General features: G+C 38.5%; 13 protein-coding genes. All 13 read left to right on the top strand.

Translation table 11 applies throughout. The features are described from left to right. The first annotated feature begins 6 nt into the window (after positions 1 to 6). The 13 genes from IE056_RS14920 (at position 7) to IE056_RS14860 (ending at position 15794) form a co-directional block, all read left to right on the top strand. Positions 7 to 1188, top strand: a complete 1182-nt coding sequence (locus tag IE056_RS14920) for an O-antigen ligase family protein (RefSeq protein WP_189605527.1) — start codon at positions 7 to 9, stop codon at positions 1186 to 1188. Further along, a complete protein-coding gene (locus tag IE056_RS14915; protein ID WP_189605526.1) occupies positions 1185 to 2267 on the top strand; it encodes a glycosyltransferase in 1083 nt (360 codons plus the stop codon). Before IE056_RS14920 ends, IE056_RS14915 begins: the two co-directional genes overlap by 4 nt. Next, positions 2267 to 2812 carry an acyltransferase gene (locus IE056_RS14910; RefSeq protein WP_189605525.1) on the top strand — a complete coding sequence of 182 codons (546 nt, stop codon included), beginning with the start codon at positions 2267 to 2269 and terminating at the stop codon, positions 2810 to 2812. The genes IE056_RS14915 and IE056_RS14910 overlap by 1 nt, the downstream gene beginning before the upstream one ends. Next, positions 2812 to 3771: a hypothetical protein gene (locus IE056_RS14905; RefSeq protein ID WP_189605524.1), complete on the top strand. Its 960-nt coding sequence runs from the start codon at positions 2812 to 2814 to the stop codon at positions 3769 to 3771. The genes IE056_RS14910 and IE056_RS14905 overlap by 1 nt, the downstream gene beginning before the upstream one ends. Beyond that, complete coding sequence (locus IE056_RS14900) at positions 3768 to 5936, top strand: bi-domain-containing oxidoreductase (protein WP_189605523.1); 2169 nt, start codon at positions 3768 to 3770, stop codon at positions 5934 to 5936. The genes IE056_RS14905 and IE056_RS14900 overlap by 4 nt, the downstream gene beginning before the upstream one ends. 8 nt (positions 5937 to 5944) lie before the next feature. Next, entirely contained in the window at positions 5945 to 7573 is a 1629-nt protein-coding gene (locus IE056_RS14895; RefSeq protein WP_189605522.1) for an alginate lyase family protein, read from the top strand. Between the two features lie 100 nt (positions 7574 to 7673). Continuing rightward, entirely contained in the window at positions 7674 to 8939 is a 1266-nt protein-coding gene (locus tag IE056_RS14890) for a glycosyltransferase family 4 protein (RefSeq protein WP_189605521.1), read from the top strand. 2 nt (positions 8940 to 8941) lie between these two features. Next, complete coding sequence (gene wecB / locus IE056_RS14885; RefSeq protein WP_189605520.1) at positions 8942 to 10036, top strand: non-hydrolyzing UDP-N-acetylglucosamine 2-epimerase; 1095 nt, start codon at positions 8942 to 8944, stop codon at positions 10034 to 10036. A 284-nt stretch (positions 10037 to 10320) separates the two neighbouring features. Next, entirely contained in the window at positions 10321 to 11508 is a 1188-nt protein-coding gene (locus tag IE056_RS14880) for an MraY family glycosyltransferase (RefSeq protein ID WP_189605519.1), read from the top strand. A 93-nt stretch (positions 11509 to 11601) separates the two neighbouring features. Continuing rightward, a complete protein-coding gene (locus IE056_RS14875; RefSeq protein ID WP_189605518.1) occupies positions 11602 to 12678 on the top strand; it encodes a hypothetical protein in 1077 nt (358 codons plus the stop codon). Positions 12679 to 12723: 45 nt separating this feature from the next. Beyond that, positions 12724 to 13521, top strand: a complete 798-nt coding sequence (locus IE056_RS14870; RefSeq protein WP_189605517.1) for a YjbH domain-containing protein — start codon at positions 12724 to 12726, stop codon at positions 13519 to 13521. Then, positions 13502 to 14623, top strand: coding sequence for a YjbH domain-containing protein (locus IE056_RS14865; protein WP_189605516.1), 1122 nt, complete (start codon positions 13502 to 13504; stop codon positions 14621 to 14623). Before IE056_RS14870 ends, IE056_RS14865 begins: the two co-directional genes overlap by 20 nt. Before the next feature lie 391 nt (positions 14624 to 15014). Next, positions 15015 to 15794 (top strand): polysaccharide biosynthesis/export family protein, encoded by a 780-nt coding sequence (locus IE056_RS14860; RefSeq protein WP_189605515.1) that lies wholly within the window; start codon positions 15015 to 15017, stop codon positions 15792 to 15794. The last annotated feature ends 2 nt before the right edge of the window (positions 15795 to 15796 follow it).

Below are 15796 nucleotides of genomic sequence, written 5' to 3'. Positions count from 1 at the left end.
AATACGATGGTTAGCAAAGAACGTCTTCAGGAGTTTGGTCTATTTTTTTACTTATTTGCAATTAATTTTGAAGTTTATGATCCCTTCAATTCTGGTTTTCTTTCTATAGCCAAAATAGCAGCAGGTTTTTATTTATTTACCGTGTTGCCCGACTTAAATAAATTTCTATTTGTTGATAATATTGCCAAATATCTGAAACCAAAAGTTCTATTGCTTTTTTCAATGACGATTATGTCACTAATCAATTTTGATTCTTACTCTTTGCCTTCCTCCTTATTTGATTTTACTTTTGCTCTAAATATTATAATTTGGATTATATTAATTAATCATGAGAGACTTTCACCGGGAATAATAAAAAGAGGATTATTGTTTTTCATATTAGGCTCTATAATATTAACTCTTTTTTATCATTTAAATATTGGAGTAAGATATGAGGGGGGTAGGGTAACAATTTTAGGTGACAATCAGAACGCAATTGGGTCTCGAATTAGTATTTCCATTCTAATAATTATATTTTCGGTTTATACCTGGTGGGTTAGTGGGAAAAAAGTTTTTGCCTTAATGCTCCTCACTTCTATTCCATTAATGCTAAGTCTTATGTTAGAAACCGGCTCTAGAAAGGCGGTAATAGCACTAGTCTTATCCTTTATAATTGGAATTATCTTTCTCAGAACTAAAAAAAACAGCCATAAAATTTTAATTATTTTAATTGCATGTTTCTGTACGCTTTACTTTATAAGTATGCTTTCCGGATCGGAAATATTAATGAAGCGGCTCTTGGCTACTGCAGAAGATGGTGATTTAGCAGGAAGAGATCGTATTTGGACAGCAATTCTACCAGTAATTTTTGAAAATCCATTTTTTGGAGTTGGTCAAACTGGGTTTTATCAATTTTCAAAAGAGACATTTGGAGCCTACAACAGTCCTCATAATGTTATTTTAGAAGTTTTGGCTTACACGGGCATTTTAGGCTTAATACTATATCTAAACTTCCTTATTAAGGTTATTAGAACTACTATACAAAATTATTCTATTAATAAAGATATACTCCCACTGCTTTTATTAATTCCGGTTTTTGGTTTTATTCTAGGAGGACAGGCTTTAGGCTCAAAAATTTCTTGGGTTATTTTTGCATTCGCGGTCAGTAGAATTTTTTATTTCATTCCGAAAATGGAAAAAATAGAATGAAGATACTTTGCGTTATTGATAGTTTAGGCTCTGGTGGCGCCCAAAGACAACTAGTGGAATTGGGAAAAGGATTTAAAAAGCAGAATCATGATGTGACCTTTTTAATTTATCACAACATTAATTTTTTTAGGTCAGAATTGGAAGAGGAAAAGATTGAGGTGATTCTAGTCGATGAGTCTAATTTCCTTAAAAGAATTTTGGGAGTCAAAAAATCAATTTCAAATCTAAAGCCAGATGTTATTCTCTCCTTTCTGGAAGGGCCTAATTTTATATGTGAAGTTATAGGTTTACTTCCAAGAAAATGGAAATTGATTGTAGGGGAAAGAAGTGCTAATCCAAAAATTTACACATCATGGAAGTTAAAGTTCTATAGAATATTTCATCTTTCGGCCAACCAGGTTGTTTGTAACTCATTTTGCAATCAAAAAATATTGACGGAAGTAAATCCATTGATTTCAAAAAGCAAAAATCAAGTTATTTATAATTTGATTGACCATAAAAAATGGCTTCCTTTAGAAGAAAAAAATATACCTAGCGGAAAGTTCCGTATAACTGTTGCAGCCAGCCATCAATACCTAAAAAATTCAATTGGTCTTATAGAAGCAATACATGGGCTATCAATGGATTATAAAAATAAAATTCAAATTGACTGGTATGGAGATGAAAGTCCTGACAATTCTTTTATTGAAGCACAGGATCTTGTTCGAAAATACCGCCTTGAGGATACTATAAAATTTCATCCGGCAGCAAAAGATATTTGTAGTAAATATTCCATTGCAGATGCTGTAGGGCTTTTTAGTTTTTATGAAGGTTTTCCGAATGCAATATGCGAGGCAATGATGATGGGGAAAGTTGTTGTTTGCTCTGGAGTTTCAGATATTTCTATTGTACTTGATCACTGTTCGAATCTTGTTTTTGATCCCAATCATGTAACGAGTATTCAGAAAGCATTAAAAAATTTGATGAGACTTAAAGATCAGGAATTGGTCAGGATTGGTGAAGAAAACAGAAGGATAGCATTAAATTTGTTTGAAAAAGAAAAGATTGTATCAGATTATCTAAAACTTATGATAGCTTAATGATTTTAGTTGCGGAGATAATAATTTTTTCTCGCAAAATTGTGCGAAGATTGTTAATGATAATTCTAGGTAATTTATTTGCTTCAAAAGGGAAAAACTTTATTTTCAATCCTTATGACAAGTTTTCTTATCAAAATATTTCAGTAGGGAGCGATGTTTTTATTGGGCAAGGCGCAAACTTTTCCTCCTCGGAAAGTGAAATTTTAATTGGTAGTAAAGTAATGTTTGGTCCAAATGTGACTATTATTACTGGTGATCATAATACTTCTGTGATAGGTGAGTATATGTTCGATGTAAAAAAGAAGCTTTCAGAAAATGATTTGCCGGTGATAATCGAAGACGATGTTTGGGTGGGTACAGGAGCAATAATTTTAAAAGGTGTTAGAATAGGTTCTGGTTCTATCATTGCTGCAGGTGCATTAATCCTAAAGGATGTGCCAAAGAATTCCATAGTCGGTGGAGTTCCAGCCAAAATTTTGCGAAACCGATTTAATGAAAATCAGTTAAGAGAACACAAAGAATTATTAAAATCTCGAGTAAGATAATGTTCTTAATTTTAGGGAAAAGGCCGTTGCCAATTGGAGGAGTTACAATTCATGTAGAACGATTACTTCATTATTTATCTGCAAATAATGTTTCGTTCGAATATTTGGATTTAAAAAAGAATTCAAAACAGCAGATTATTATGAATATTATTATGAAGAAAAATATTCATTTACACTCTTCCAATGTTTATTTGAGATTTCTACTTACCATTTTTGGTAAGCTTACATGTAAGAGAATTGATTTAACCCTCCATGGAGATTTAGGAAGGTATGAAAGCAAAATCAAAAATATTTTAGATTTACTAGCTATAAAATTGGCTAATAAGCCTGTGTTATTAAACAATTCTAGTTTTAACAAGGCATATAAACTGAATAAAAATGCTTTTCTAGGTTCTTCTTTTATTCCCCCTTTTTCGAATTCCCAAAATCTAGATGATAGTTTAATGCAAACTATCCATTTAATGAAAAAGAAGATTGACTTTTTATTTTGTACTAATGCATTCAACCTGGCGTATGATAAAAATGGGCAAGAAATCTATGGGATTTTCGAACTTATTGACATTTTTACTGAGCAATCAAAGTTGGGTTTAATAGTATCTGATCCCTCTGGGGCATATTTGAGGGAAATTAACCGAAAGGAATTTAACATTCCAGAAAATATAATCATTATTCCATTTCCGCATTCCTTTTATAGGATAATTGAACTTTGTGATGGTACAATACGAAATACTAGTACGGATGGAGATTCTATTTCTGTTAAAGAATCATTGTTTTTAGAGAAAAATACTTTTTGCACAAACGTGGTTTCCCGTCCGAAAGAGACTATAACATATAAAAAAGGAGAGTTAGATTCACTCCTGAAAAATTACTGTTCTGTAAGAAAAATGAATTTAAAAAGTACATTTAAAAAACAAGTAGAATCTTCATTATCTCAAGTTTTAGATTTATATATGAAATGAAACAAATCATACAAGACCTTAAACAAGGTAACACCATACTGGAAGAAGTACCTGCCCCTCAGGTTAAAGCTGGACAAATATTAATTAAAACCACCCGCAGCCTGATTTCTTTAGGAACTGAGCGGATGCTTGTTGAATTCGGGAAAGCGAATTTTATCGCAAAAGCAAGACAGCAGCCCGATAAAGTAAAGCAGGTGCTTGATAAGATGAAAACAGATGGGGTAATGCCAACGCTGGAAGCTGTTTTCAATAAGTTGAACCAGCCGTTGCCATTGGGATATTGTAATGTTGGAACTGTGGTAGCTGTTGGAAAAGGAGTTTCAGAATTCCAGGTGGGAGATCGCGTGGCTTCAAACGGAAATCATGCAGAATTTGTTTCAGTTCCAAAAAACCTCGTTGCAAAGGTGCCGGATAATGTAAGCGACGAAGAAGCAGCTTTTACCGTAATTGGAGCTATTGGACTTCAGGGAATAAGATTAATAAATCCCACTTTTGGGGAAACCATTGTTGTTACTGGTCTTGGATTAATAGGTTTGGTTACCTGCCAGTTGCTGCAAGCAAACGGTTGTAAAGTAATAGGACTGGATTTTGACCAGCAGAAAGTTGATCTTGCGAAAGCTAAAGGAGTTACAGCTATCAATCCCGGAGCCGGTACAGATCCTGTAAAATTTGTACAGGAACTTACAGCTGGTGTTGGTGCAGACGGGGTAATCATCACCGCCTCTTCAAAAAGTAATGACATCATTCATCAGGCAGCCGAGATGAGTCGTAAAAAAGGACGCATTGTTCTGGTAGGGGTAATCGGTCTTGATATTCAGCGATCAGATTTCTTTGAAAAAGAATTAAGCTTTCAGGTTTCCTGTTCTTATGGTCCCGGCCGATATGATGACGATTATGAGCAAAAAGGAATAGACTATCCAATCGGCTACGTTCGCTGGACAGAAAAGCGAAATTTTGAAGCTATCCTTCAGGCGCTTTCCTTAAAACAGCTGGATGTACAGCCTCTTATAACAGAAAGAGTAAAGCTGGAAAATTTCAGCGAGATATATGGTGACATGAGGAAGCAGGGATCTATTGCTTCTATTTTGGAATTTCCGGAGGATGCTGTTCAAAATACCAAAGTAAAAGTTTCAGAAAAGACATTTAAAGCTTCAGAAGGAGTTTTCGGTATTATTGGTGCAGGAAACTTCACTTCCTCCACTATTATTCCCGGAATGAATGCAGCTGATGCCAATTTAAAATATATCGCCAGTGCCGGCGGACTTTCAGCTAAGACCCTGGCGAAAAAGGGAGATGTAAGCTATGCCAGTTCAGATTATAAGGAGATGCTGAGCGACGAGCAGGTAGATATGGTGATGATCACCACGCGACATAATCTTCATGCTTCTATGACAAAAGAAGCTTTGGAAGCAGGGAAACATGTTTTTGTGGAGAAACCACTTTGCTTAACCGTAGAGGAACTTGAAGATATTTCCAGGTTGGCAGAAGAAAAGAACAGAATGGTCGTGGTAGGTTTTAACCGTCGCTTCTCTCCGTTGGCTGTAAAGATGAAGAGTTTGTTGGGCGAAGGTCCAAAGAATATTGTAGCTACTATGAACGCAGGATTTATTCCCGGAGATGTCTGGATCCACGACCTTGAGGTTGGTGGTGGAAGGATCATTGGAGAAGCCTGCCACTATATCGACCTTTGTACTTATCTGGCAGGAAGTAAAGTGGTCTCTGTATGTATGAATGCTTTGGGAACAGATCCTGAAGAGAATACCGACAATGCTTCTATTCTATTGAAATACGAGAATGGAACAAATGCTGTAATCAACTATTTTGCCAACGGCAGCAAGTCTTATTCAAAAGAACGGATTGAAGCTTACAGTCAGGAACGTACTTTAGTACTGGATAACTGGAGAAGTTTGAAAGGATATGGAGTAAAAGGTTTTTCTGGTATGAAAACCAAACAAGACAAAGGACATAAAGCACAATTCGAATTACTGGTTGATTCCCTGAAAAAAGGAGGAAAAGCTATCGTTCCTTTCGAGGAAACTTACAATACAACTTTGGCTTCTTTTGCAGCCATAGAAAGTTTGAAACAGGGGAAATGGATCAACCTCAACTCCTTTAATTCTGAAAATAAAGTTTCTAGAGAGACAGTGGTTTCTGAACTTGTATAAAGGTTCTGGTGGTAAACAAGATCCCTCTTTATTTTGATACACTAAGACGTGTAAAGCCTACCCAGCTTTACCATCAGGTCTATTATAGGTTAAAAACCCGTTTTTATAAATCGGCATATAATGAAAAACCTTCAAGAGTAGCTAAGCTCGAATTCAAACAGGGAATTCTTTATCCAATCTCTTATAGTAAGGAGGACACTTTTTCTTTTCTTAATCTTGAAAAGGAATTTTCCGGAATTGACTGGAACTTTAGCGATTATGGAAAGCTTTGGACTTATAACCTTAATTACTTCGAATTCCTCCACCAGGATGGAATGACAAAAGAAGAAGGACTAAGACTGATACGAGAATACATTTCCAGTGGTAATTCTTTAAAAGATGGTTTCGAGCCTTATCCTATCTCATTACGAGGAATTAACTGGATTAAATTTTTATTAGGGAATGAGATTCAGGATGAGGAGATCAGCACCTTTTTATATAAAGATTACCTTCGACTTTCTCACAACCTGGAGTATCATTTATTAGCGAATCATTTGCTGGAAAATGGTTTCTCTTTATTATTTGGCGCATATTATTTTCAAAATGATCACCTATATACAAAGGCAAAAAAGATTCTTGTTCAGCAGTTAAAAGAGCAGATTTTGCCGGATGGAGCTCATTATGAATTGAGCCCCATGTACCACCAGACCATTCTGCACAGGATCCTGGATTCTATAAACCTGGTAAAGAATAATCACTGGAAAAAGAAAGAACTTCTTTCGTTACTTCAGAAAAAGGCAGAATTGATGCTCGGTTGGCTGGAGGAAATCTCCTTCAACAATGGAGAAATCCCAAAGCTAAATGATTCATCATTCGGTATTGCTCCCACAACAGGAGAGCTACAAGAATATGCAGCCCAACTGGGAATAGGAACAAAGAAAGTTAATTTAAAAGAATGCGGTTACAGAAGGTTCAACTCCAAGGATCTTGAAGTAGTAATCGATGTGGGGCAAATATCACCAAAATATCAACCCGGACATTCTCACGCTGATAGTCTCCAGTTTGTTTTAAACTATAAAAACAGGCCTGTTATTGTTGATAAAGGAATTAGTACTTATGAAAAAAATGAACGACGGCATTTGGAACGCTCTACGACTTCCCATAACACGGTAGCAGTAAACAATAAAAACTCCTCTGAAGTTTGGGGAGGTTTCAGGGTGGCGCGAAGAGCAAAAGTTTCAGTTTTATTGGATTCACCAAATAAAGTGGAAGCCTCACATGATGGTTACCGAAAATTCGGAGTGAATCATCAAAGAAAATTCTTGTTAGAGGAGAGCAGCTTTAAAATAGAAGATATTATAATAGCCAAGCAACCAGAATATGAAGCAACAGGTCATATACATTTTCACCCTAATGTCCAGGTGGAATTATTTGGTAAAAACCTGTACATCAACAAGGAGCTGAAGATTGATTTTTCAGGAATTGAAAAGCTAGAAATCCATAATTATCTCTTTGCAGCAGGATTCAACAAACTGGTGACGGCAACCAAAATTACATATCAATTCCAGGACCAAGCGGAATTTGTTATAAAATCGCTTTTTCTTGACACATCATCGGCTACTATTATAGATGAAAATACAACATCTGTATTTAATTAGCTTGACTCTTCAGACATTCAGATCCCAACGTAAAAATAGTTCTCGACTAAGCCTGTCCTGAGCTTTTCGTCGAAGGGCTCGAACTGCCATAATAAATAATATGAAATTACTCTTTTTAAGCGATAATTTCCCACCGGAAGTTAATGCCCCCGCCAACAGAACTTATGAACATTGTAAGGAATGGGTGAAAGATGGTGTTGATGTTACCGTCATCACCTGTGCCCCCAATTTCCCTAAAGGAAAAGTTTTTGTCGGATATAAAAATAAACTGTACCAGACAGAGAATATTGATGGGATCAAAGTAATTCGGGTCTGGAGTTATATCATTGCCAACGAAGGATTTGTTAAACGGATCCTGGATTATATCAGCTTTGCAGTCATGGCTTTCTTTGCCGGCTTATTTGTGAAAACAGATCTTATAGTGGCGACTTCCCCACAATTTTTTACGGCAGTTGCCGGTAGAATGCTCTCGTTCTTAAAAAAAAAAAAATGGGTCTTTGAAGTCCGGGACCTTTGGCCGGAATCTATTATAGCTGTTGGCGCGATGAAACGGAACAGAGCGATCCGGTTTTTTGAATGGCTGGAAAAAAGGTTATACTTATCAGCCGATCACATCATTGTGGTCACAGATACTTTCAAGAAAAAAATAATAGCAAGAGGGATTGATAAAGCGAAAATTTCCATCTTTAAAAACGGTGCAAATCTCGAGCTGTTCAAGCCACAGGGAAAGAAGATCGAACTGGAAGAGAAACTCAAACTTCAAAACAAAACTGTCTTTGCCTATATAGGAACTCACGGAATGGCTCACGGCCTTAGCTTTATTCTTGATTCCATCAAACCTCTTGAAACTACACACCCCCACTTGGCATTCCTATTTATAGGAGACGGAGCCGAGAAAAAAAATCTTTTAAAACAAGCAGAAGACTTAAAACTTCAAAATGCAGTTTTTGTAGATTCTGTTGGTAAAAAAGAAGTGGTCGATTATCTGAGCTTGATGGATGTAGCTTTAGTAAATCTACGAAAGAGCGACACTTTTTTAACAGTAATTCCCTCCAAGATCTTTGAAGCTGCAGCAATGGAGAAACCAATATTACTTGGCCTTGAAGGAGAAACCAAAGGGATCATTGAGAATTATAATGCCGGTGTTTGCTTCAGGCCCGAAGATCAGAATTCTTTTTATGAAGCAATAAGAACTATTACAATAAAAGAAAAATATCAGGCAAGTTTAGAAGGAACAAAGCTTTTACTCAAAGATTTTGACCGGAGCAAAATAGCTAAAAAAATGCTTCAATGCCTTAGAGAAGTTCAATCCGGTGCTTCTGTTCAATCTAATGATGAAATTGTTATAAAGAATAAATCAGCATAGCCATGCCAAAAATTACCATTATCGCAGGAGCGCGTCCAAACTTTGTGAAGATTGCTCCAATTATTAAAGCTATTGAAAAAGCCAAAGTAGCAGGGGGAAAAATTCATTTTCGCCTGGTACACACCGGCCAGCATTACGATAAGAAGATGTCGGGTTCCTTTTTTAAGCAACTTGGGATTCCTGAGCCTCACGTCAACCTGGAAGCCGGTGGCGGTAGTCAGGCAGAGCAGACGGCCAATATCATGGTACGTTTTGAAAAAGAGCTAGAGGAAAACCCGGCAGATGTTGTTTTGGTTGTTGGGGATGTTACCTCGACTATGGCTTGCAGTATTGTTGCTAAGAAATTGAATACCCAGGTAGTGCACGTGGAAGCAGGAATAAGATCTTCAGATCAACGAATGCCTGAAGAAATTAACCGCATCGTAACTGATAGTATTACCGATCATTTCTTTACCACTTCTGAGATAGCAAATGTGAATCTAAGAAAAGGCGGGGTTGAGCAAGAACGGATCCATTTTGTAGGCAATACAATGATCGATACCCTGCTCTCCAATATGGAGCGCTTCATAGATCCTGAAATAAAGATAAGAGGAGAAGCCTTACAGGAAAAGCAATATTTTGTATTAACCCTGCATCGCCCTGCAAATGTTGATGAAGAAGAGAAACTTAAGGATATGATGCAAGCCATTATTGATGGCACCGGAGATCTTCCGGTGATCTTTCCGGTACACCCACGTACAGCAAAGATCCTTCAAAATTTAGGCATAGAACATCATAGGCTGCATTACGTGGAGCCACTCTCCTATCTTGAATTTAATTTTTTAGTAAAAAATGCAAAAGCGGTAATTACAGATTCAGGCGGAATTACAGAAGAAACCACTGTGATGGGAGTACCCTGTATGACCCTTCGTGACAATACAGAGCGCCCGGAGACAATTACCATGGGCACCAATGAGCTTGTGGGAACAGATCCCAAAAATCTTAAACCATACCTGGATAAATTAATGTCAGGGGAATGGAAAAAAGGAGGCGAGATCCCACTGTGGGATGGAAAGACTGCTGAGAGGATTGTAGAGAAACTGCTGGCAATTTATTAATCCCCCTATCCTCCCGAAATGAATCCGGGACAGGCTCCGAAGGGGGAACTTTTTATTCTGCACGTTACTCTTGACCACAATGATTCTACCTAGAGCCATTGTACACTATACTTTATACAATAATACTTTATACAATAATACCTTCAAAAAGATCATCCCTACCGGTCAAATATTCCTGAATCGATATTTTCAAACCATTGACGATTTTCGTCAGTTCGAGTGATACATAAATGCGCTAGCATTCATTCATAGTATCGAGAACACCAACCAAAATTATTTCAATTATGAACATTCTGGATCAAAACCTTGTCCTTGAATTTTTTCGTTCGCATTATGAAGTGTTTCTTGGCTGCCTTTTCTTAGGGACATTTGTGGTCACATTTTACCTCATCCCTAAAGTGCTATGGGTAAGCAAAGAAAAAAACCTAACCGCTGCTGTAGTAGGGCGTAGCTCTCATAAAATAGAAACGCCTTCTTTTGGTGGCGTGGCATTTTTCATCACCCTCATCCTGGTGCTGAGCCTTATACAAAGTATGCGGCTAAGTTATGTAGGGAACCATCTTATCGCCGCTATTACTGTGCTGTTTATGGTAGGATTAAAAGATGATTTAGTGGTTTCGACAGCACGGGTAAAACTGTTTGGGCAGATCACCGCTACCTGTTTTATTATTTTCTCTCCGGAGTTGCACCTCTCCAGCCTGGAAGGTTTTTGGGGGATCTACCAAATCCCGGAAGTAGCCGGATTGTTTATAAAAGCCTTTCTGGTAATCGCCCTCATCAATGCCTACAACCTCATCGATGGGATCGATGGGCTGGCTTCAATGGTCGGGATTGTGATAAGTGCCTGCTTTGCCATGGTATTTTATTCAACCAATCAGCCTTTTTATGCGATGGTAAGTCTCAGTATTACCGGGATTCTCAGTGCATTTTTACGTTTCAACTTTTCCCGGGGAAATCGTAAGATCTTCATGGGTGATTCGGGTTCCCTCGTGATAGGCCTCGTACTGGCATTTCTGGGAATCCGGGTCCTGGTGATGGAACCTTTTCTACCGCTTATGAAGGAAGGTCATGAACCTGCGAACAGATTATTATTTGTTGCCTGCGTGTTGTTTATCCCCATTTTTGATACCCTTAGGGTGATGATCATAAGGAAGCTTAGCGGTACCAGCCCTTTTTCTCCGGACAGGAATCATATACATCATGTACTACTCGACCTGGGCTTTACTCATAAAAAAGCCAGCCTTAGCCTGGCACTGTTTAACCTCATCGTAATTAGCATATACATTTATTTCTCAAACCTTCTTCCCCATTTGTGGCTAACTTTACTGGTCGTTTTTCTTTATGGCAGCAGCTTTTTTCTTTTTTACCGACTCAAAATTATGGGAGAGCGAAAAGCCATGACCTTTCATGCTTCAGGAAGCTACCCACACAAAGTAAAGCTACGGCCTGAAAAACAACAGAATGTATTGTAAGAAAAAACGTACATTGTGAAAAAAGCGTTGAAGGAAAAATTTTACATTTGTATCTTTTAAATCAGTTAAATCAATTAATTTCAAAAACCAATTATGAAAACCACATTTATTCAACCGGTGCGAAGAGCACTGTTCTTATCCACACTGGTAGCAGGATCATTTCTTTTATCGAACTGTAGTTCAGATGACGATGCTCCTGAGCCTGAGCCTACGGCACCCGATTTTGAAGAGGTGGCAGATTTGCCTCCTGTAGAAGATGAAGATCCACAGATCACCGAACCTGAAACCGGAAGCATAGAAGCATCTGAAGAAACCGAAAACATCGTGACCGATGTTTTGAACGCAGGAGATACCGGCAGCATTAGCGATGCTACCAAAGAATCCCTTAGAGAAGTAGGAGAATTCTCACAACAATTACCTGCCTCTGTACAGGAAAAGGCTGCAAACCTGGATGAAGCCGCTATTGACGCGATTCTAAATCAGGATGAAGAATTAGATGCCGATCTTGCTGCAGTAAGAGATCAATTGGAAGACCTTCCTGAAGAAATTTCTAAATTACTTCCTGAAATTAATTTCACTGCAGATCTTGAAGCCCTGAAAGCAATGGGTACCAAAACCTCAGGCAACAAAACCAACGATTTTGGAGATTTAGATCCTGTATCTCAGGTAACCGGATCTTGTGGAGAATTAACGAGGGCTGCATATGATGATAAAATAGCAGACCTTACTGCACAAATGGAAACCAACCTAAGCACGATTGAAGCTAATTATACTAGAAGGTTAGGTGAGGCAGATGCCCGTTATGATGATAGACTTGAGACGCAGGAAGAACATTATGCTACCAATAAAAGCGATATAAAAGCGACGCTTACAGACATTCTTGCTGCTGCGGAAAAAGCTACCAGTATTGGTGAAACAGCACTGGCTACACAACTTAAACAACTCACCCTGCTATATGCTCTTGACGCAAGAGCTGCTTTAGAAGAATGGAACGTTCTTGTATTAGAACTTCTGGACAACCGTATGGAAGCTGAAAAAGCAACCGCCCTTGAAATAAAGGAAACAAAAGAGGACCAGGTAGCTGCCGACTTTGAAACATCAAAAGACCAGGCTGACGAAATCCTGAATGAAGGCCTGGCCAACTGTCACAACCAGGGTTCTGGAAATTAATCCTGCCTGTACATTTCTTTTTATATTAAAAAGAAAGGCTTTTATATGAATAAGATAAACCTTTACCTGTTCCTGCTGGCCATTTTATTAACAAAGCCGGTGTTGGGACAGGTAAATTTTTTTGGAAAGCCCGGGCTGCTGGCAATTCCCTCTGCAGATTGGAATGAGGAACAACCGCTGGGATTTAGCTTTGCCTATCTGCCACGTGAATTTTCTCTTTTTCAAACAAACACCAACAACAATACCCTGAACATGTATAGTGTTAGAATGGGAATTACCTCCTTTATGGAGATGAACCTGAGTATTGCCTACAGACCCTTATTAAAAGACAAAATAGGAATTGGGGATCGTCAACTGGATTTTCGGTTTAAATTGCTACGGGAAACTACTTTTCTGCCTTCCCTTGTTTTAGGTATAACCCCGCCGGGATCTGTGTCTCCTGTCATGTCACATGACTACCTGGTGGCTACTAAGAACTTCCACACCGGCATCGGTACGCTGAAATTAACCGGGGGTTACGGCTCACCCTATGTATTCATTAGAAATAAAAAAAGCAAAAACATTTTCGATATAGAGATCAGGCAAAAACATGATTTTTATAACAAATTATATCTCACCGGATTTTTTGGTGGTATTACCTACTCCCTTGTTGATTTTGGAGGAATCATGGTGGAACACGATACCAATACCCTAAATGCAGGTGTTTATGTGAAAATATGGGACAGGCTTTACCTGCAGGGCTACACCTTTGAAGGAAAGGAACTTGCTTTCCAGGTTTCTTCCCACTTTAATCTTGATTTTGCCCCACGGGCTTTAAGAAAATATGAGAAAAGTCTGGATTAATATCATTTTTTATCTGGCAGCTGGTCTCCTACAGGCACAGGAACTACGGCAGACCCTTTTCGATGCAGGTTTTGAGAATGTCCAGGTTAAGGAACAGGACGATAGCCTGAAAGTATTCTTTGAGCACAGGGAATTCCGAAATCCTTATCACTCCATGCGATTTGCTAATTTGTTGCTGCAGCATTCCGGTTTTTTGGAAAAACCGCTTGTATGGATTCCTCTTTATCACAACACCCCAATTGGGAGCTATACGGCAGGAGATTTCAGTTTTAAAGAATTATCTGCCAACGATCGGAAATTCTTCAGGAAGGAGAACCATTTTTTCAGGGATTATCGATTCCATTTGCGGGTGCATCCTGAAGTTTCGGCCAGGTTTGGTTACTATTCGCATCCTTTTCAAACAAAATTTAATCTTATCCTGGACAGCAGAATTTATGTTGCCCCCGGTTTAAGCCTGCAGAGCGGAATTGCCATTCCTGTTGAAAATTCCCTTGACAATCAATCCATGAAGCTTAGGGCAGCACCTTCCATGCTGCATTATTTTGCACAACCTTTTAATAGACATTTTATTGGTTTGAGTCTGGGTAGTTTCTACTATGACCGATATGGAGTAGATTTTGAATACAGGTATGCTCCCATGGAGCAGGCCTGGAGCTTTGGATTTCAAACATCACTAACGGGCTTTTACTGGCTTCACGGTACCAGTGTATATTCCGAACAGATGAATAACCTGCTGGCCATAGCAGATGTCGAATATCGTTTGCCTATGGAAAATTTAAGTGTCCAATTAAGTGCCGGTCAATTTCTGTTTGAAGACAGGGGAGCCAGGCTGGATCTAATAAAGCAATTTGGAACGGTTGACCTGGGATTGCATGTCGCTTCCACAGAGGCAGGTTTCTCGGGAGGTTTTCAATTCGCATTCTCCCTTTGGCCCGGCAGCTTCTACAGAAACAAACATGTAGAACTGCGTACTACCGAAGAGTTCCGGTGGGAATACAGCTATAACAATGAAGATCCCGTTGCCCGTAATTTCCGGCTCGGGATGCCAAGGTTGCCCGATTTGCTAAGACAATACAAAGAAGGTTTTCTAAAAAGTTTATAACTAAAGATGATTTAATCATGAACCTCCATTAAAAAATTTTCAAGAGATCAAGGCTTGATCCTCCATTAGCTCCCCAAAACTATCCTTGCACTTCAGAATAAATAAACTCAACTCTTTTCTTTTAAAAACCATGAGGTGTTACTAAACGACCTAATGCGTTCTCTTGAATACAGATCTTGTGCAGTATAATTTTCAAGGTTTCAACCTGCTGAAATATTGTTTCTTCTGAATTTAAATAAAGGATGAATAGCGCACGTCCCCTTCGGGATATATCATAAACAGCCATAGTTTTAAAGACAAAGTTTAAAGCATCAAATACCCCAAATTTTAACGCAACGAACCATTGTTAAACAAATCTTAATATGGTAGTTTTGCAAGCATTACAAATATTATGAAAATAAGATTTCGCCCCCTTATCCTACTGGCAGTATCTGCCCTGATTTTAGGCTCTTGTGTATCTCGCAAGAAGATAGCCTATTTCCAAAATATGCCGGAACTTCAAAGCACTATTGATGCTGCTAAAACAAATCTTAAAATCCAGCCGAATGACCTGCTCACCATTACGGTTTCGGCTGCAAATATAGAAGCTGTGCAGCCTTTTAACCTCCCGGTGACCTCTGCCCCAAGAATTGGAGATATGGGTATTCAGGGTAACATGCAGCTACAGAGTTACCTGGTAGACAGCGATGGGAATATAGAATTTCCGGTACTGGGAACAGTCCATGTAGCAGGACTTACCAGACAGGAGCTGGTAGAGAAATTCAAGACAGAAATTTCCAGGTATGTACAAAACCCAATTATCAACATCAAACTGGTCAACTTCCAGGTTACCGTACTGGGAGAAGTGAACCGCCCCGGCACCTTTACGGTACCCGATGAGCGTATTAGTCTTTCCAAAGCATTGGGAATGGCAGGAGATCTTACCATCTACGGCCGCAGGGATAATATCATGATCTTACGGGAAACAGGGGACACTAAGGAATACGAATATGTGGATCTTACCCAAAGCGACTTTTTAAATTCCGAATACTACTACCTGCATCAAAATGACGTGGTGTATATTGAACCAAATCAGGCCCAGATGCAGGGAGCCAGTTATAACAGGAATGCCTCTGTTTATATCTCCATTGCTTCTGTATTAATTTCTCTTGCAATCCTACTTACAAACTAGTT

The organism is Salinimicrobium marinum (assembly GCF_014651535.1).
Taxonomy (GTDB): domain Bacteria; phylum Bacteroidota; class Bacteroidia; order Flavobacteriales; family Flavobacteriaceae; genus Salinimicrobium; species Salinimicrobium marinum.
Note: the sequence above shows the minus strand (reverse complement) of the source record. Positions and strands in the feature narration are given on the sequence as shown.